The 19,298-nt window shown below is 73.7% G+C and carries 9 protein-coding genes and 3 pseudogenes; 4 read left to right on the plus strand and 8 right to left on the minus strand.

What is annotated here, in order from left to right:
* Positions 1–327 precede the first annotated feature (327 nt).
* The 6 genes from AB0L74_RS19175 to AB0L74_RS19200 all read right to left on the minus strand — a co-directional run bounded on the left by AB0L74_RS19175 (position 328) and on the right by AB0L74_RS19200 (position 15,862).
* Positions 328–1,452 (minus strand): class I SAM-dependent methyltransferase, encoded by a 1,125-nt coding sequence (locus AB0L74_RS19175; protein WP_365653505.1) that lies wholly within the window; start codon positions 1,450–1,452, stop codon positions 328–330.
* Positions 1,453–1,475: 23 nt separating this feature from the next.
* Positions 1,476–2,708, minus strand: coding sequence for a glycosyltransferase (locus AB0L74_RS19180; protein ID WP_365653210.1), 1,233 nt, complete (start codon positions 2,706–2,708; stop codon positions 1,476–1,478).
* On the minus strand, positions 2,705–3,538 hold the full coding sequence (locus tag AB0L74_RS19185) for an alpha/beta hydrolase (RefSeq protein ID WP_365653213.1): 834 nt from the start codon (positions 3,536–3,538) through the stop codon (positions 2,705–2,707). Before AB0L74_RS19185 ends, AB0L74_RS19180 begins: the two co-directional genes overlap by 4 nt.
* A gap of 3 nt (positions 3,539–3,541) precedes the next feature.
* A complete protein-coding gene (locus AB0L74_RS19190; protein ID WP_365653508.1) occupies positions 3,542–3,802 on the minus strand; it encodes a phosphopantetheine-binding protein in 261 nt (86 codons plus the stop codon).
* A gap of 70 nt (positions 3,803–3,872) precedes the next feature.
* Entirely contained in the window at positions 3,873–8,786 is a 4,914-nt protein-coding gene (locus tag AB0L74_RS19195) for a beta-ketoacyl synthase N-terminal-like domain-containing protein (RefSeq protein WP_365653216.1), read from the minus strand.
* Entirely contained in the window at positions 8,783–15,862 is a 7,080-nt protein-coding gene (locus AB0L74_RS19200; RefSeq protein ID WP_365653219.1) for an SDR family NAD(P)-dependent oxidoreductase, read from the minus strand. The genes AB0L74_RS19195 and AB0L74_RS19200 overlap by 4 nt, the downstream gene beginning before the upstream one ends.
* Before the next feature lie 446 nt (positions 15,863–16,308).
* Here AB0L74_RS19200 and AB0L74_RS19205 point away from each other — a divergent pair, with 446 nt between their 5' ends.
* Positions 16,309–16,452, plus strand: coding sequence for a hypothetical protein (locus tag AB0L74_RS19205; protein WP_365653223.1), 144 nt, complete (start codon positions 16,309–16,311; stop codon positions 16,450–16,452).
* Between the two features lie 310 nt (positions 16,453–16,762).
* The gene (locus tag AB0L74_RS19210; protein WP_365653227.1) at positions 16,763–17,173 is read left to right on the plus strand and encodes an amidohydrolase family protein; all 411 of its coding nucleotides are present in this window, start codon (positions 16,763–16,765) and stop codon (positions 17,171–17,173) included.
* Here AB0L74_RS19210 and AB0L74_RS19215 read toward each other — a convergent pair.
* A pseudogene (locus AB0L74_RS19215) lies at positions 17,082–17,349 on the minus strand (hypothetical protein); the annotation flags it as partial. The gene AB0L74_RS19210 and the pseudogene AB0L74_RS19215 sit on opposite strands and share 92 nt — an antisense overlap.
* Positions 17,350–17,525: 176 nt before the next feature.
* Here AB0L74_RS19215 and AB0L74_RS19220 point away from each other — a divergent pair.
* A pseudogene (locus tag AB0L74_RS19220) lies at positions 17,526–17,651 on the plus strand (IS481 family transposase); the annotation flags it as partial.
* Positions 17,652–17,662: 11 nt separating this feature from the next.
* Positions 17,663–18,217 (plus strand): annotated as a pseudogene (locus AB0L74_RS19225) (alpha/beta fold hydrolase); the annotation flags it as partial.
* Positions 18,218–18,438: 221 nt separating this feature from the next.
* Here the strand turns inward: AB0L74_RS19225 and AB0L74_RS19230 are convergent.
* Complete coding sequence (locus AB0L74_RS19230; RefSeq protein WP_365653230.1) at positions 18,439–19,269, minus strand: AfsR/SARP family transcriptional regulator; 831 nt, start codon at positions 19,267–19,269, stop codon at positions 18,439–18,441.
* Positions 19,270–19,298 lie beyond the last annotated feature (29 nt).

The following is a 19,298-nucleotide window of genomic DNA, read 5'->3' on the forward strand; positions in this document are numbered from 1 at the left end:
ACCGCGGCCAACTCCCCACCCAGCACACCCGCTCAACGACACACCCCATCAAACGGACACGCCACCAGCGAACACACCTGACCAAGCACTACTAGGCGACCAGCGAGATCCTCGGGGAGTCGGCCTGCTCAGCGCCCTGGCTCAAGACGTCGCCCTTACCGAGCTCGTTCGAGAGGAAGCGGGAAGAGAGCTGCGCGAACTCCGAGGCCCACGGGACACGTAGGCGTTGTACCAGTCCAGCCCGTCGGGGGACACTGCCTGCCGTTCGGTGCCTGAGGTGCAGGGCCGTTGGCAACGGGCGCGGACGGCGTTCGGCCCCGCCTCGGTTCACGGCCGGGAAGTCGGCTCGCGGCGAGCCAGGAGGCGGTAGGCGTTGGAGAGCCCCAGCCGGTGGGACAGGGGGTTGATCACGAAACGGTCCAGCAGGGCGCCCAGAGCCAAGGCGGGGACGCCTGCGGCGAGCATCGTCCGGCGCAGCCCGCGGTGGAAGTCGTTTGGCGGCTTCGGCAGCCACGGGAGGTCGTCACGGGGAGCGGCCGCGTTGAGCGCCAGCCAGGCACCGGCGAGGAGGTCGACGGGGTCGTGTGCCTCGGCGTGCTGTTGCGCCACCACGGTGAAACCGAGGTCCGTCAGCCTGTGCCGCAGGTTCTCGACCGGGACGAAGTGCAGGTGCTGTGGCTGTAGCCAGGGCAGCCACCAGCGGCCGAGGAGGTGAGCGTAGCGGCTGTCGGGGTCGGGGACCTCGATCAGCAGATGCCCGCCGGGGCGAATCGTCCGGTGCGCGGCCTCCAGTTCTCGGCTGGGATCCGTGCTGTGCTCCAGGTAGTGGAACATGCTCACCACGTCGTAGCGGGCGGTGAGTTCCGGGGCCAGTTCGGTGAAGCTGCCGCGGTAGCCGCGTACCACCCGTCCGGCGCGCTCGGCGAGTTCGGCGCCCTCGGTGAAGTCGAGCCCTTCGAAGGTGGTGCCGGGGAACACGGTGCGGGCCGACTCGCAGAAGTGACCGTGGCCGGTGCCGACGTCGAGCCACTTGTCGGGGGCGGGGGCGAAGGGCAGCAGGGATTCGGCGCGCCGCAGGTACGTCCGGGTCCGTCGCTCGAACCTCCTGCCGAGCCGGCGCTCGCCCAGACCGTCGTAGAAGTCGCGGTAGTAGAACTCCAGCCCCGCGGCGCTCAGTCGCGGATTCTGGAACACATGCCGGCAGTCCTGGCACTGGTCGAGGACGAAGCGGCCCGGTTTGCGCTGGAGCAGGTCGGTGGTGCGCAGGCGCGTTCTCAGCTGTGCCGAGCCGCACCAGGCACAGGTGGTGCTCCTGGGTTCGAAGAAGCGGTCCAGGCCGTGGGCCAGGTCGGCCTGGTAGGCGGGGCGCAGCGCGGCGACATGGTCGGCGCGGCTGTGCTCCGGGGGCCTGTGTGCGGGGCCGGACGCGGTTTCGGGGGTGGTGGCCGACATGGCGTCGTACTCCTGCTTGTCGCTCAAGGGTCCTCCTGTGCGGTGGCGCGTGTGGCCAGATGTTCCAGGTGGGACGCCGCCGCGGGGGCGCCGCCCGCGGCGCGGAGCGCGGTGCGGATCCGGTCGGCCGCGGCGCGGTATCGGGGCTCGTGGAGTACGGAGTCGATCGCGGCGCCCAGCATGGGGGCGGTGACCCGCGTGAACCGGACCCGGATGCCCACGCCCGCGTCGGCCACCTGTCCGGCCACGAGGGGCTGGTCGTCGCGGATGGGGGCCACCACGAGGGGGACGCCGTGCCAGAGGGCCTCGCACACGGTGTTGTGCCCGGCGTGGCAGACGACGGCGTCCACCCGTTCCAGGAGCGGGAGTTGGGGGACGGTGGGGAGGATCAGCACGTCCTTGCCGTGGGCGCCGGGATCGGTGCCGGTGGCGCGGGCAGCCGCCGTGCCGAGCGTGTTCCCCGGATCGGCGATCACCGTCTGCAGCCGGTCCGCGCGGCAGCGCAGCGCGTTCAGGCAGTCGCCGAGGAAGCGGGCCCCGGCATCGGTGTTGGCGGTGCCGAGGGTCACGAGCACCTTGGCCCGGGCCGGGTCGAGCCACTCCCAGGGGAAGCCGGGTGCGGCGGGGCGGTCTGCGATCGAGGGCCCCACGTAACGGAGCTGCCCGCCCGTCCTGGCTGTGGGGCCGACGAGTTCCGGGGTGCTGAAGACGAGCACCAGATGCGGGGAGAACCGTGGATCGGCGGTGCCCGGCGGAACGCCGAGGCGGCTTCGCAGCGTGTCCACGAGCGTGTCCAGCCAGGCCGCGACCTTGGGCATTGAGGCCAGCGCGTCGTGGAACGCGAACTCGCCCGTGGTGGTGGACGAGGTGGCCCACGGGAGGCGCAGCCGCTCGGCGACCAGCCCGCCGGCGAGGGCGTGCTGGTCGGCGACGACCACGTCGGGGCGGAACTCCTGGACGGCCGCGAGCACCCCCGGGGCCATCGCCTCGGCGAGCGGGACCAGGAACCGTTCCCACAGGAACCTCAACGCCTCCAGGCCCCGGATCCCCGGTGGCCGCACCGCGTCGCCCGCCCCCAGTACCGGCCCGGCACACGGGAACACCACGGCCTCGGCCCCGGCGAGCCGCTGGACGAGGCCGGGCCCGGCGGATGCCCAGGCCACCTGGTGTCCCCGGGCGGCCAGTTCCGCCCCGACGCCCACCGTGGGGTTGATGTGGCCGACCAGGGGCGGCACGACGAACAGGAATCCGCTCATGGGGCTTCGGCTCCCGTCGGCCGTGCCGCATCCGGTGTTCCGGCCGCCCCGTGGATCAGGGACAGAATGTGGCGGCCGACCGTTTTCGGCGCCTCGACCAGCACGAAGTGCTCGTGCCCGGGTACCACGACGGTCCGGCAGTCGGGCAGCAGGGACTCCAGCCACGGTGCCAGCGCCGCAAGGGGCGAATCGCCGCCGTAGAGGAAGAGTGCCGGGCAGCGGATGGACCGGATCTGGTCCTCGCTCAGGACCCGGCTGGCCGGAATGTCGCGGACGATGGTGGTGGTGCGCATGAGGTGTGCCGCGTCCTTCGCCAGACGCGTGGGGTCGTGGCCGCGGTGCGCGGTGACCCAGGCCAGTGCGGCGGTGTGGTCGTCTGCCAGCTCGGTCGCCGCCCGCCGCATGATCTCGTCCATGGACGCCAGCCACGCCTCGGTCGCCGGCCCGGATTCGATCACCGAGAGGCTTACCACGCGTTCCGGGCGGCGTACGGCGTAGCCGAAGGCGACGGTGCCTCCGTAGGAGTTGCCGACCAGGTGGACCGGGCCGGTCAGGTTCAGCCGGTCGAGCAGCGCCTCCAGGTCGTCGAGGTTGTGGTCGAGGGTGTAGCCGCTGTCCGGGCGCCCGCTGCGGCCGTGGCCTCGCTGGTCGTACATGACGACGTCGATGCCGGATGCCGCGAAGGCCGGCGCCACGGTGAAGTAGTAGCTGGCCAGGCTGTCGGTGAGCAGACCGTGGACGAGCACCGCGGTGGCGGTGACGGGACAGCCGTCCCTGGGGGTCATTCTCTGTACGTGCAGCCGGATGTCGCCGGTGTCGACCATCGCCATGCGTCAGCCCGCCTCCACGGGCTTGAGGGTTTTGACGATGTGCTCGACGAGCCTGCCGACGGTGAGCTGGATGATCTCGTCGAGCTCCAGGCCGGCCAGGAACTCGGCGAAGTTGATCCGGCTGCCGTACCGCTCCTCCAGGAGGTCCGCCAGGGCCACCAGGTAGATGCTCTCCAGTTCAAGATCGCGGTCGAACCTGGTGTCCATGCCGATCTCGATGTCGTCGAGGCCGTAGCCGTCCTCTTCCAGGACCTTCGCGATCATGCCCGCGATGTCGGCGAGCACCGACTGCTCGTCCTCGTGCGCGGGGCCGTCGGTACCGGCCGGCCGGCTGTCACGCGGCGCCGGTGGCCTGTCGGATGGGGTCATCGGTCGTGCTCCCTTCGTGCGTCGGTCCCGTCGTCCAGGCCACGATGTAGTCCCTGCTCGGCAACCCGGGGGGATTGCGGGCCGGCTCGCAACGCACCGTGTAGGTGTGTCCCAGGCGTCCGGTCACCATCAGCCGGTCTCCGGACGCCGCCTGGAGCACGGTGAAGTCCCGCGGACGCCCGCGAAAGCCGGTGCCCTCGGCCTTGGCGACCGCTTCCTTGGCGGCCCAGAACCGTGTGAACCACAGCGCTTCGCGCTCTCCGGTGGCAGCGCACCGGTGGCGCAGGAGCCTGAGTTCGTCCTCGCCGAGGGCGGCGGCCAGGGTCCGCGCGTCCCGTTCGGCGACTTCTTCGATGTCGATGCCCGGACCCGGGCCCGGGGTGTGGGGTCGTACGATCGCGACCCCGGCCTCCGCGCGGTGGGCGAGCGAGAGGTCCAGCGGAGGCAGTGTCCGGCCGTGCAGCCCGGTGACGTACGGGCGGCCCGCCGCGTCGTTGCGCACCCGGATCTCCGCCGGGAAGACGGGTCCCTCGCCGTGGTCCCAGAGCCACTGCCGTACGGCGTCCTTGGCCGCGATCCGGCCGAGCAGCCACTGCCTGCGGCCGCGCAGGGGGCGCTGGGCGTACTCGGAACGCTCCACGGCGCTGCACGAGTTGCGCATGTACAGCTCGCGCGAGGCGAGGTCGGGCCACCGCTCGTGGAGCAGGGACCAGCCGCCGGGCCGGGGAAGGGAGAGGGTGTTGCGCTCGGGGAAGCGCTCGGCTGCGCGGGTCTGCGGGGCGTTGTCGAAGCGACGGTCCTGCCAGCCGGTGAGTTCCGCCCACACCCGGCCCTCGACGGCCAGTCGTACGTCGGCTTCGAGCATGGTGTCGGTGAGGGAGGTGATCCTCACCTGGCACTCCACCTGGGTCCGGGGGCGCGGGTGCGGCCCGTAGAACCGCGTGTGCCGCAGCTGGACGGGGAACACCATGGTTCGCTCGCTGTGGGTCGCCATGATCCAGTACCCGAGGATCTGGCCCACGTTGTCCAGCAGGGCGCCCGGGGCCGGCAGCGTGGTGATCACACCTCGTACGTGGGTGTCGCCGATCGCGGTCAGCTCGGTGACTCCTTGGAAGGCCGGCCCGTGGAACATCCAGCGTTCGCTGTAGAGCTGGGCCGCGGTGTGGTCGGGGGCGCGTTCGCCGGCGGGGTCCGTCAGGCGGCGGTAGGGCGGTGGGGGCGGGTAGCGGGTGGCGAGCTCGACCACGGCTCGGGCGTGCGGGCCGTAGGAGACCGCGAGGCGGTCCGGCCTGTCGGCCACCTCGGTGACGGTGACCGGTACGTCGACGGGCGGCGCGGCGGTCAGCCACGCGTCGAAGCGGGCGCCGTGTACGGCGACCGCCCGCATTCCGGGGGCCGCTCGCTGAGCGGCGCCCATGATGTGGTGGACGATCGTGGTGGCCGGGACGACCGGCCCCCGGTCGGCCACGTCGGGCCAGCCGGGCCGCTGCGGGAAGAAGCAGTGGTCGAGCAGGTACGGCATGGTTTCCGGGGAGACACGGACGACGGTGTGCCATTCCCGCCGGTGACCGGGACGGGCCGTGGCCACCAAGTCGCCGGCCGGACGGGCCTGCCGGGTCGTTGGCGAGGCCGAGGACCCCGGCTCGGCGCGGGGTGCGCCGGCGGGTGGGGCGGACACGGGGGCCGGCGCGGCGGCCGGGGCCGGGTGACGGCCGGCTGCGACGATCAGCGCGGTGGCGATGTCCTCGGTGCTGCGCAGCAGCGCGCTCAGTTCGGCGGCGGCCGGGAAGCGCCCGGCGAGCGCGTCCAGCGGAGTGGAGCCGGCATCGGCCGCCGCGGCGGCGCCCTGGGACGGAGTGCCGGTCATGGCGGGAGCTCCGTACGGCGAGGCGATCCTCTCCGTCGCCGGACGACCGGCGGTGGCGGCGGCGGCGGCCGGAGCCGGAGCGGTCGTCGGCGCCGGTCCGCTGGTCGCGGCACCAGGGGCGGGGAGGTGGCCACCGCTCCGGGCGGCGGCCGGTGCCCGCCCGGAGGCGAGCTCGGCGCGCAGCCCGTCCAGGGCCGGGCCCGCGAGGGAGACGAGCGCCCCGCTCAGGTCGAGCCGGACCGGTGGCCGGCCCGCCCGGCCGGGACCGGCGGCCTGGCCGGGACCGGCTGAGCCGGTGGACGGCGGCAGGGCCGGAGCGACCGCCGCGCCCGCCGACCACAGCGCGGTCGCCAGCCGCCGGAGCTGGGCGAGCCCGGGGCGGTGGGGCGAGTTGGCGGCTACGACCAAGTGGTCGCGGCCGCTCAGGGTTTCGCCGATCAGGGAGCCGAGCTGGCCGGGGCCGACCTGGACGAAGGCGCGGTGGCCTGCCGCGTACATGGCCTCGACGAGTTGCCGGAAGCGGACCGGTTCCAGCAGGTGCCGGACGAACAACTCCCGCACCGCCGCCTCGCCCTCGGGATACGGCTCCGCGGTCGTCGCGGACCACACGGGGACGGCCGGCGGACGCAGCGGGAACCGGTGCGCGCCCTGCGTGAGGGACGCCAGGCAGGGCTCCAGCATCGGCGTGTGGAAGCCGGACCGGAAGGGCAGCACCTGGCTGAGCACGCCCTGGGCGCGGAAGGAGCCTACGAACTCCTCCACCGCCGCACCCGGTCCGCACACGATGGACTGGCTGGGCGCGTTGTCGTGGGAGAGCACGAGTCCGGCGTCCGCCCACCCGCCGTCGAGCGCGGTGAGCACGCGCTCGACGGGCGCGCCGATGGCGGCGAAGGCCAGGTCCGGGAGGGTTGTGGTGCCGGAGGTGAAGGACGCCACGAAGTCGTTCACGTCGTCCCCGGAGCACATCCCGGCTGTCGTCATCGCCGTCCATTCGCCGATGCTGTGACCGGCCACCGCGTCCGGGACGACGGCCATGCGGCGCAGTGCGGCGTCGAGCAGCCGGCCGACGCCGAAGACACCGAAACCGTGCCTGAGCACGTCAAAGACGCGGCCCCGCTCGCCGGACCGGGCGAGGGGCCCCGGTACGGCGGACAGGCCGAAGTGGGTGGCGACGTCGTCGACACGTGGTGTGAAGTCGGCTTCGAGACCCGGGAAGACGAAGGCCAGTTTCCCGTCCCCGGCCACCAGCAGGGGGTCGGGCCTGAACCAGACGTCGCCGCGGCCGTGCCAGGCACCGCCCCTGGCGACCGCCCGGCGGGCCAGGGCGAGCCGCTCGGCGGTCGGGGCGACGACGCCGAGCCGAGCCGGGCCCGCGTCCGGGTGCGTACGTCCGGTGTCGAGACCGGAGGCGCGTACGACGGAGTCGTCGGCGTCCAGCAGTGCGGCGAGGCGTTCGGGGCCGCCGGCGGCGAGCATGAGCACCTGCTCCGGCTCGGCGACGACGGCAGCGGCCCTCTCGCGGCGCGGCGCCCGCGAACCGGGTGAGCCGGGAGACCGCGTCCGTGCCGTGGGCGCCTGTTCCAGGACGACGTGGGCGTTGATGCCGCCGAACCCGAAGGCGTTGACGCCCGCCCGGCGGACCCGCTGTTCGGGAGTGGTCTCCCAGGGGATCGCCTGGTCCAGTGTGCGGAAGCGGGTGGCCGCGAGCGCGGGGTGCGGATCGTCGCAGTGGAGCGTCGGCGGGAGCATTGCGTGGTGGACGGCGAGGGCGGCCTTGATCAGGCCCGCCGCTCCGGCGGCGGGCATCGTGTGGCCGATCATCGACTTCACCGAGCCGATCACCGCGCGGTCACCGCCCCCCGCGTCACCGGTTCCGAACACCGCGGCGATGGTGGCCAGTTCGGTCGCGTCCCCGGCCGGGGTCGCGGTGCCGTGGGCTTCCAGGAGGCCGATCACCCCTGGTCGGGCGGGGTCGAGCCCGGCCGCCTGCCACGCCTGGCGTACGGCGCGGGTCTGGCCGCCGGAGTCGGGGCTGACGAGACCGGCGGCGCGGCCGTCGCTCGCCACCCCGGTGCCCCGGATGACCGCGTAGACGCGGTCGTCGTCGCGTTCGGCGTCGGCCAGTCGTTTGAGCACCACCACACCGGTGCCCTCGCCGATCAGGATGCCGTCGGCATGCCGGTGGAAGGGGCGGATCCGCTGGCTCGGTGAGAGTACGCGCGTCTGGGAGAAGGCGCTCCACAGCGTGATGTCGTGGCAGTGGTGCACGCCCCCGGCGAGCACCAGGTCGCAGCGGCCCGCGGCGAGTTCGCCCACCGCTTGGTCGACGGCGACCAGCGACGACGCGCAGGCGGCGTCCACGGTGTAGGCGGGGCCCCGCAGGTCGAGGCGGTTGGCGATCCGGGAGGCCGCGAGGTTGGACGCCAGGCCGATGGCGGCCTCAGGGCTGTACGGCCCGAGCCGTTCGGTGAACGCCGCACGGACCCGTTCGAGTTGGCCGGGGCTCAGGTCGGGTACCAGTTCGCCGAGCGTGCGGACGAGCTGCCCGGCGGTGCGGACCCGCTGGTCGTGACGGACCAGGCCGGGGGTGAGGTAGCCGCCCCGGCCGAGGATGACGCCGATGCGACGCCGGTCGGGCAGCCGGTCCTCGCCGCCCGCGTCGGCGATGGCCGCGGCGGCCACGTTGAGCGCGATGAGGTGGTCGGGTTCGGTGCCGGCCACCGAGTTCGGCGTGATCCCGAACCGGGTGACCTCCACCTCGGCCAGATCGTCCACGAACCCGCCGCGCCGGCAGTAGACCTGGTGGGCGGCGGCCGGGCCGCTCGCGGAGCCCGGCCGGTAGTGCTCGGCGTCCCACCGCCCCTCGGGTACGTCGGTGATCGCGTCCACACCGCCCAGCACGTTCTGCCAGTACGCCTGGAGGCCGGCGGCGCCCGGCAGCAGCACCGCCATCCCCACGATGGCCACCGGCGGCCGGCCGGTCGGCAGGCTGTGTGCCGTGCCGTTCATCATGTCACCAGCCCCGGGGACGTGTAGACGACGGCTCCGGCCCGCTTGTCGCCCCAGGCGAGTTCGCTCAGCAGGGCCGCGGTCCCCTCCTCGGGGTCGATCAGCCCGATCCCGCGCCGGGCGTACTCCCGTGCGAGTTCCGGACTCACCATGCCGGTGTGACGGCCGGTGGGTGCCCAGGGGCCCCAGTGCACCGTCAGTGCCCGCCTGCCGGTGCGGGCGGCCCAGGAGTCCCCGAGGCTCTGAAGGGCGTCGTTCGCGGCCGCGTAGTCCGCCTGGCCCCGGTTGCCGAGAACGGCGCAGACGCTGCCGAACAGGACGGTGAACGCGGGCCCGTCCGGCAACTCCTCCAAGGCCGCGAGCAGCGCCCCGGCGCCGGACGTCTTCGTGTCGTACACGCGCCGGAAGGACTCGGGGGACTTCTCGGCGATCAGCCGGTCCTCGATCACACCGGCCGCGTAGACGACGCCGTCGAGCCGGCCGTGCTCGGCATGGATCTCCCGCACCGCCTGGAGGGCGGCCTTCCGGTCCCGGAAGTCCACCGAGCGGTAGCGGACCTCGCTGCCGAGAGCGGTGAGCTCCTCCAGCGTGGCGGCGGCCTCGCGCTGGGCCAGGATCAGACCGGCGCCGCGGTTGGCGTCGGCCGGAGGCAGGCCGCCACCCGCGCGTGCGACGAGCGCCGCGCGCAGCTCGGCCGGGGTGCGGGCGGCGGCGGTCGCAGGATCCTCGGGGCCGGCCGGCGCGGGGGTCCTGCCGATCAGCTCGAGACGGCAGCGGGAGGCCGAGGCGAGCCTGGCGGCGAACGTCGCGGCGATGCCCCGGGCCCCGCCGACCAGGAGCACCACGGATTCCCGGCCGAGGCCGAGGGCGGCGGCCTCGGCGGCTCCGCCCCCGGCCGGTCCGCCGCCGGTGGTGCCGGGCGTTCCGGGCGGGGTTACGAGCGGCGTTTCCACGAGTTCCAGCCCCTGACGGCCGGACGCCGTGCGCAGGACGACGGGAGCCGGTCCGGGCGCGAGCAGTTCGGCCAGCAGCGCGTCGGCGACGGCGGAGGGCCCGGTGTCACCGAGGTCGATGATCCGCGCGACGGTCCGCGGGTACTCGCGCGCGACGGTGCGGAACAGGCCGTGCAGCCCCGCCGACCTCCGGTCCGCAAAGCCGCCGTCGGCGGGCCGTACGGCGAGCAGCCAGCGCGGGCCGCGGCCCAGGGCGGCCTGGAGCACGGGGAACGCGTCGGGCAGTACCGGCGGCCCGGCGACCGCGAGGGAGTCGAGGTACAGCACCCCGTCCACCGGGCCGTCCGCCTCCGCGAGCACGTGGTCCCGGTCGAGGGCCACCGCCTGGGCACCGTACCGGGCGAGCCTGGCCGACACCTCCCGGGCCGCGCTCGCGCCGTCGTCGCCGAGGAGCACGAACCGTTGTCCGGCCAGCACGCCGGGCGGGTCGTCCGTCGAGCCGTCCCGCTGCTCCAGGGGCACCGGCCGGAGCTGGAACCGATGCGGTGTCCCGCCGGTCACCTCCGGCGGCGCCTGCTGGGCCTCGGCCCGCGGTGACTCCTCCGGCGGCGCCTGCTCGGTCTCGGCCCGCGGTGACTCCTCCGGCTGCCCGGGGGAGCCGGTCCGTGCCGCGGGCGTGGCCAGCCGCGTGGCGAGCCAGTCGGTCACCGAGGCCGCCGTACGGGCCTTCGCCAGCTCTTCCAGCTCCGCGTCGTCCAGGCCCGCGACGCCGACACCGCCCCCGGCGTCCAGGCGTCTGGCCAGTTCACCGACGACTTCGAGCCGCTTGATCGAGTCGATGCTCAGGTCCGCCTCCAGGTCGAGGTCGGGCTCGATCATGTCCACCGGGTAGCCGGTGCGCTCGCTGATGATCTCCAGGACCGTCCGCAGGACGTCCGCCCGCGCGGCATCTCCGGCCGCGGGGGCCGCGGCAGGTGCGGGAACAGCGGCCGGCTCGGGCTCGGCAGCCGGGTACCGTTCCGGCTGCCGGGACGCCGGCGGCTCGGCCGGTACGTCCGGTACGGCCGGTACGGCCGGTACGGCCGGTGTGACCGCTGCGGTCTGCGGGAGCGGGCTCACCGTGGCGGGTGCCGGGATCCGTTCTCCCGGCGCCGCGCCGAAGTAGGTCAGCAGCACATCGCGCTGGGCAGCGATCATCTCCCGGCTGGTGCGCAGGAATTCGGAGATCAGCGCGTCCCTGCCGGCCGGGACGTCATGTGGGGGTTGGGCGGTCACCATCGCCTCCACGACTCGTCGTACGGGTGCTAGCGCGCCTGGCAGGGGTTCTCCGGCGGCGGTGCGGACCAACTGCCCGTCGACCGTCCAGCCGGGCCGCTTCGGCGCCGGAGTCCGGACCGCGTCGACGGCGTCGCGCCCGCGGAACAGCCATCCGGTGCGCACCGGCAGCCCGGCCACCGCCAGTTGGGCCAGCGCGTCGAGCCATCCCCGCAGGCCGCTGCGGGCATGCGGCTCGCACGCGACGGCGCGGTGCGGACGGTCGCCGAGGATCTGGGCCACCAGCCGGGCGAGGACACAGCCGGGGCCGGCCTCGACGAATATCCTCGCCCCCGACTCGTACATCGCCTCGATCTGCTCGGCGAATCTGACCGGGGCGCCGATCTGGGCGGCGAGTTCCGCACGGATCGCGTCGGGGTCCTCGCCGTACCGGGCCGCCGTGCGGTTGGACCACACCGGGAACTCGAGCGGGCTCACCGTCCGGCTCGCGAGCGCATCGGCGAACCGGTCCCCGGCACCAGCCACCAGTGGGCTGTGGAAGGCACAGGGCACGGGGATGCCCTTGGCGCCGTACCCGGCTTCGCGCAGGAGCCGTACGGCGGTGGCGACCGCCTTGGTCGGCCCGGAGATCACCGACTGCCAGGGAGAGTTGTGGTTGGCGACGACGACCGAGACGGGTGCGCCGGCCTCGCGCAGGGCCCGTTCGACGTCCTCGGCACCGGCCGCTACCGCGGCCATGGTCCCCGGCTCCGCACCCGCGGCCGCGTGGATCGCCGCCGCCCGCTCGGTACTCAGCTCCAGCAGCGTCTTCTGGCTGATCGCGCCGGCCGCGCACAGGGCGACCAGCTCGCCGTAACTGTGCCCGGCCGCCATGTCCGGCCGTACCCCGGCCGTGGTGAGCAGGGCGTGGGCGGCGAGTCCGGTGACGCCCAGCGCGGGCTGGGCGGCCCGGGTATCGGTGAGTGCCGCCTGCCGGCGGTCCCGCGCGGCGTCGTCGAAGGCGGCCGGCGGGTACAGCGCGCCGACATGGTCGCGGCCGAGTTCCAGGTAGTGCTGGAGTTCGGGGAACGCGATGAACACGTCCGCGAACATGCCGGGCCGCTGGCTGCCCTGGCCGGGAAAGAGGAACGCGACCTTGCCCTCGGCCGCCGCCTGCCCGTGCCCGCCGGCGGGGTCCCGGCCCGCGAGGTGGACGCCCCCGGCCGGGTCGTGCTCACCGGCCATGGCCCTGCGCAGCTGGCCGGTCAGCCCGTCGGCATCCGTGGCCACGACGGCGACCCGCACCGGGTCGTGGCCGTCGTCGGACCGGCGGGAGGCGCTCAGCGCGAGGTCACGCAGCCGCCACGGCCTGCCGTCTGCCTCGGCGGCCCTCAGGACGTCCTCGACGGCCCGGCGGGCCGCCGCCATGTCCTTCCCCCGGAAGGTGAACAGCTCGGCGGGCCACGCGTCCAGACCGTGGGCCGGCGGTACGGCGTCCGCGTGGGCGCCGAGCACCACGTGAAAGTTGGTTCCGCCGAAGCCGAACGCGCTCACCCCGGCGGCCCGTTCCTTCACGGGAGCGGTCCACGGCAGCGCCCGCGTGTGGAAGGCGAACGGGCTGCTCTCCTCTCGCCATGCCGGGTTCGGGCGCTCCAGGTGCAGCGTGGGCGGCCTGACGCCGGTGTACAGGGCCAGGACGGTCTTGATCAGGCCCGCGAGGCCGGCGGCGCACTTGGTGTGCCCGATCTGCGACTTGACCGACCCGAGCGCGCACCCGCCCGTCCTGGCCCCCGCTTCGCCGAACACCTCGCTCAGCACGGTCAGTTCGGTGCGGTCGCCGACCACGGTACCGGTGCCGTGAGCCTCGACCAGTCCGATGTCGGCGGGTGAGATCCCGGCGTTGCGGTAGGCCCGTTCCAGCGCGGCACGCTGTCCCTCCGGACGGGGTGCCGTCAGGCCGAGCGAGCGGCCGTCGCTGGAACTGCCGATTCCCTTGATCACGCCGTAGACGCGGTCACCGTCCCGTTCGGCGTCCGCGAGCCGCTTCAGGACGACGCAGGCGACACCCTCGCCCAGGGCGATGCCGTCCGCCGAACGGTCGAAGGGCCGCGACCGGCCGGTCGGGGAGAGGGCGTGCACCGAGGAGAAGAGCAGGTAGTCGGTGATCCCGTTGTGGAGGTCGGCGCCGCCGCACAGGACGACGTCGCTGGTGCCGCCGACGAGTTCCTTGCAGGCGACGTCGACCGCGGCCAGCGACGACGCGCACGCGGCGTCGACTGTGTAGTTGGCTCCGCCGAGATCCAGCCGATTGGCGATCCGGCCCGAGATCACATTGGCCAGCATGCCGGGGAAGGAGTCCTCGGTGAGCCGCGGCAGCCGCTCCTCCAGCTCCTCGGGAACCCTGCCGTAGTACGACGGCAGGACCGCGCGCAGTGTCACGGCGTTGGAGAGGTCGCTGCCCGCTTCCGCGCCGAAGACGACGGAGGTGCGCGAGCGCGGGAACTCCCGGCCCCGCTCGCCGTACCCGGCGTTCTCCAGGGCGCGCCGGGCAACCTCCAGCGCCAGGAGCTGCACGGGTTCGATGCTGCCCAGCGAGGCGGGAGGGATGCCGTAGCGGAGCGGGTCGAAGGGAATCCGCGGCAGGAAGCCGCCCCACTTCGACAGCGTGGCGCCTTTGGCCTGCCGGGGGTCCCGCGCGTAGTGCACGGTGGGATCCCAGCGGTCGGGCGGGACCTCACCGACGGCGTCATGGCCGCCGAGGACGTTCGCCCAGAAGGCGGCGAGGTCGGGAGCCTGCGGGAACACGCAGGCCATCCCCACGACGGCGATGTCCAGCGGCGCGGGCGCGGCCGGCTCCTCGCCGGTGTCCGCACCCAGGCGTTCCCGGAGCAGTGCGGCGCGCCCGGCCAGGAAGTCCGCGGCCCCGGAGGTCACCGACCGGTGCAGCGCACCGATCGTGGTGGTCGCCGAGCGCAGTACGGCCACCTCCCCGGCCATGAACACCCCCTCCGCGAGCTGGCGTTCCTCGCCGACGGGGGCCAGCACGCCGGCGGCGTCCCGTTCGACCCCCTTGCTGGCGATCCGCAGCCGCCCGACGTTGCGCCGCTCCAGTTCCTCCCAGATCCGCCGCTCGGGCATGCCCTGGGCCCGCAGCTCCGCCGCGTGTTCCCGGTAGTCCTGGGTGAACGGGGTGGGGAGGCAGCGGGTGGCGTGGCCGGGGGCGGTCTCCAGCAGCGTGGTCCGGGCCGCGGTCACCACCTGCCGCTGGAAGAGGGGCTGGATCGCCCCGCATCCCACCGCCTCCTCGGTGAACAGGTAGGCGGTTCCCATGAGGACGCCGACGGCGGCACCGCGTGCGGTCAGCGGCGCGGCGAGCGCGGCTACCATCGCCGCCGAGCGCTCGTCGTGGACGCCGCCCGCGAAGAACACCTGGAGCTCCGCCGCGTCCCGGTCCGCGCCGGCCAGGAAGTCCTCCAGCACCGCGAGCTGGGCCTCCCACAGGGGAAAGCTGCTGCGCGGCCCGACGTGGCCGCCGCACTCGGAGCCCTCGAAGACGAACCTGCGGGCCCCGGCGTCCAGGAACTGCCGCAGCAGCCCCGGCGAGGGCACGTGCAGGAAGGTCCTGATTCCGGCCCGCTCCAGCGTCTCGGCCTGGGACGGCCGCCCGCCCGCGATGATCGCGTGCGTGGGCCGCAGCTTCCGTACGGCTTCGAGCTGGGCGCTTCTGACGTCCTTCGGCGCGAAGCCGAGCACGCCGACACCCCAGGGCTTCCCGGCGACGGCGGCACGAGTCTCCTCCAGCATCGCCCGCGCCCGCTCTCCGTTCGCGAGCGCCAGCGCGATGAACGGCAGGGCGCCGTCCTCGGCGACGGCCTCGGCGAACCGCGCCTGGTCGCTGACCCTGGTCATCGGCCCCTGGGCGACGGGCAGCCGGGTGCCGAGCGTTCGGCTCGTCGGGGATCCGGGGCGCAGCGCCCGGCCTGGTACGTCGTCGCGCACGGCATCCCGTACGGCGGCGGTCAGGGCGCGGACCGCCCGGCCGACGTCGCCCCAGCGCTCGGCGAAGCGGGCGGCGAGGAAGCCGTCCTGGCCCACCGGCAGCAGCTGGGTGCGCGGGTCCCGCGCGCCCAGCGTCGCCGCGACCGCCTCCGGCTCGTCGGCCACCGGACGCGGGGCGTCCGGGCCACGGCGGTGCAGTACCCGATGACCGGCCACGACTACGGTCTCCGAGCCGTCCATGGACCGCAGCGCCGCTGCCGCCGCATCGGGAAGCCCCGACTCGGCCAGCAGCGCCAGCTGGCTCTCCAGTACGACCCCGGCCGCCCCGCCGGCCATGACGGCCGCCGCCGTACGGGGACCGATGCCGCCGCACGCCCAGACCGGGAGGTCCACGCGGGGATCGGAGAGCAGCTGTTGCAACAGGACGAAGGTACTGAGCTCCTTGATCCGGCCACCGTTCTCACTGCCACGGGCGATCAGCCCATGCGCCCCGGCGCGGACCGCTTCCAGGGCCTGCTCCACGTCCATGACCTCGACCAGCACCCGGTACTCCGCGGCGACATCGCCGACCCGCCACGTCGTGTCCGCACCGAGGATCACCGTGTGCGGGCCGCCCTCGTCCCGCTCCCCCGTCCTCCCTGTCCCGAGCTCCTCCGGGCCCATCCGGCAGGGCGCTCCGGCCCGCACCCCGAACGGACGGGTTGTCAGGCGCCGGATACGTGCCAAGGCCTCTGTGGACCTTCGGTCGCCGGTTCCCAGGTCGAGCACCCCGAGCCCGCCGGCACGGCTGACCGCGGCAGCAAGCCCTGCGTCGGGCTCGCCGAACGGGGTTGTACCAATGATCATATCCATGGCGCGCGGAGCAGACGTCATAAGTCCCTGCCGATGGTGAGTCGCATGGGGGATTTGGACGCGGAGCTGCCGAAACGAATGGCAAGGAAACGCAGCTTACCCAGAACTGGAGCTCCCGCACGAGAGGCCGGGCAAAATAACACCCGATCGTTCGACACGGTCGGCGCCACGACGCTTTTTCGGCGTACCGCCGCACCTTTCCATCCGGACGGAGCAGTCTTCCGGGCCGGAAACCCGCCGGCCCCTCCAGTCGTGACGCCGCGCAGAGCACAGCAGCCACCACAGAATCCGCCCGGGAAACCCACGGGACCCACCCATTCCGCACGGCTTCGAAACACAACCGAGAACAGGAATAAGTCTCACAACAATAATGCATGGCCATATTACTGCGAGGACCGCGCCGAGGCCGACTGTTCGCGAGACCGGAGTCGCTTGGCTCCGAAGTAACTCCGATCAATTCACGAGGATTGGACTTCCGCTCGCCACCGCCGCTGGTTCGTGAACAGGTCCCGGTCCACCTGATCATCGACCGGCACTCGGCCCCCCGCTCCAAGGCGAAGGCCCGGCGCTTCCCGCTCGCCGCGCTGGCGAAGCGGGCCGCCCTGGCCTGACCTGCGCCACTGCTCGTCGACGCCGCCTGTCCTTCCGTGTCCGGCGGGACGGTCGCATGGCGGCCTGCTCGCGCGCGGCGTCGGCGGCTTCCCGCCGGGCGGCGTCGCCGGCGTGGCGGCAACCGCACACCGACAGGTCCCCGGCCTTCGGCACGGGACCGCGCGGGGTGGTCTCCTCCCACCGCTGGTCGATGAAACAAGCAGAAGGAGCGCGAGTGGACAGCATGATCTCGGCGGCACGTGTGCTGCTCGGCCTGCGTGGCCGGCACATCCAGCCCCCGGCCCGCGCATCCTCGCCGCCGGTACGCCGGTGACGGCTCCAGGCGGCCATTGCTGGTTCTTCGGCGGCGAGGCCGAGGGCACCGAGGCCATCCGGGAGACGGTCCGCCGCGCCATCGAGCGGGGAGCCGATGTCATCAAAGTAACGGCCACCGGAGGTGGTATCACCAAGGGCGGCCCTCCGGTCTGGGCAGCACAATTCACCGTCGCGGAACTGGACGTCGTGGTCCAGGAGGCCCGGCGCGCCGGACTGCCTGTCGCCGCACACGCCCACGGCACCGAGGGGATCGCCGCCGCAGTTGCCGCCGGCGTGGACACCATTGAGCACTGCACGTGGGTGTCCCGGGACGCTCGGCGTTCCGGTCGATCGCCGCAAGAAGGTCCCCGGGGATCAGCTTCTTCCGGGCCTCCTCAGCCGCCGCTCTCCTCGCGCCGTCGATGATCTGGTCAGTACGTCCGCGTCACCGACGCGGCGGCCCACGCGGCCGACCGAGAGACGTGCATCGAGGTCACGTCCCTGAACACCGCTGTGACGAGAGAAGGCTTGAACGGCGGGACATCCGTGACCGAGGCGGTCGCGGGACCGCTGCGCTCAGGGCGTGCGGGCTGTGTGGTCATCGGAAGAAACGCTCCCTGCCGTCGGAGTGAGTCAGAGACCCGCACTTCACCACGCAGACCCCTCTTTTCCCCCATCCTCCGTCGAAGCGGCACCCGGTCAAGGGGCTGACGGGCACACCCGACGGCCGAGCCGATGATGAGCCACCTCCCGGACACTCTCGGACCGTGGCACCGGCCTGGCCCGGCTCACCCCCCTGGACCGGACCACCGGCCGGATCGTACGCCGCTACGAACGCGACCGGCCCGGCGAGCTCGTGCACGGGGACGTCGAGAAACTCGGCGACATCCCCGACGGCGGCGGTCGCAAGGCCCCCGGGCCGCCGACGTCGGCTCCGTCCTCACCCGGCTGGAGCGTCTGGGCCGAGGCGAGATCACCGACCCACTGACCGGACACCTGGACACCGGCCGCGTCGCGGTCACCGGCCACTCCATGGGCGGCGCCGCCGCGCTGCGGGCCGCCCGGCAGGACCGCCGGTTCGGCGCCGTCATCGATCTGGACGGCTGCTCCCACGGTCCCACCTCCCCCTCCCTCCATCAGCCGACGCCCGCGCCGACCCAGGCCATCACCCCGGGAACCGACCCGCGTTACCTACCCCGCCTCACCAAGGCCCCCGAGCCCAACACCGCTACGGGCTACCGGCTCACCGTCCCCGGCGCCGCACACCTCACCTTCACGGACGGCCCCCTGTACCTGCCTCCTGTGCCCTCCGGGGCCGGCTCCCTGGGCCGCACCGAGAGCCCGCGCGCCGTCGCCGTGCCCACTCTCGCCTCCCTGGACGCCACCGTGTGGCACAAACCCGGCGACCTGGCCGGCGTCCTGTCGGCAAACGGTGACCTCGGCTTCCACCGCCCGGGCAACGGCCGCTAATCGGCGGATCACGTTGCCGCAGAGTGCCAGCGCTGCGGCTCCGCCCACACCAGCGAGCAGGGTCATCGACGCCGACGCCGTAGCTGAATGCCTCGCGCACGACATGGCGTGAGCGACTCGACGTTCCGTGGCCGCCTCCGGGGCCGCGACGGCAGCGCGAGCGGGCCGAGGAGGCGTGAGGAGGGCCGGCCACGGCCCTGGGCGGCCCGTGGCCGGACGTCTCACAGGGCTCGGGCCGCCTCGAAGGCGCCGACCGTCCTCGCCACCAGCCCCGGGAGATCCGTGAGCGTGTCCCGCACGATCGCCTGCTCCAGCGCGAGCACGTCCGCTCCCGGTCTGATGCCCAACTCCTCGGCCAGGTCTCGGCGCAGCTCCCGGGCCGCCCCCAACGCGTCGGCACGACGCCCGGCCAGGCTCAGCGCGACCATCTGCTGGTAGCGGAAAGGTTCACGCAAGGGGTGGGCGGCGACCAGGATCTCCAGGTCGGGAACGACCTCGCGGGCGTGCCCCCGGCGCAGCTCGGCCCACACCCAGGCCTCGGTGGCCGCGAGCCGCTCCTCCTCCAGCCGTACCAGCTCCGGCAGCGTCGCCGGCAGGTCCGGGACGTCGGCGAGCAACGGTCCGCGCCACATGTCCAGTGCCCGCCGCAACGCCCCCGCCGCGTACTCCGCGTCACCCTCCACGAGGCGCCGGCGCGCCGCGGTCACCAAGGCGGTGAACCGGTCGGCGTCCAGCTCCGCGGACTCCACCCGCAACCGGTAGCCGGCGGGACAGGTCACCAGCCGGCTCCCCCCGGGACCCGGCCGGTGCTTCTCCGGTTCGGCCCGCGGCAGTCTGCGCCTCAGCCGGTGCACGTACTGCTGGACGAGCTTGCGCGCCGACCGCGGTGTGCCGTCCGGCCAGAGCCGCTTGAGCAGTTCCCCGGCCGGCACCACTCGGTTGGCGTTGAGCAGCAGCACGGCCAGCAGCGCACGGCACTTGGGCTGACTCACCATGTGGAACACGCCGTCGGCCTGCCGTATCTCCAGCGGGCCGAGCACACGGTAACGCACCGGGTTGGCCGCGCTGCCCCCGTACGGCG

This window comes from Streptomyces sp. NPDC052020, from assembly GCF_040680575.1.
In the GTDB taxonomy this organism is placed as follows: domain Bacteria; phylum Actinomycetota; class Actinomycetes; order Streptomycetales; family Streptomycetaceae; genus Streptomyces.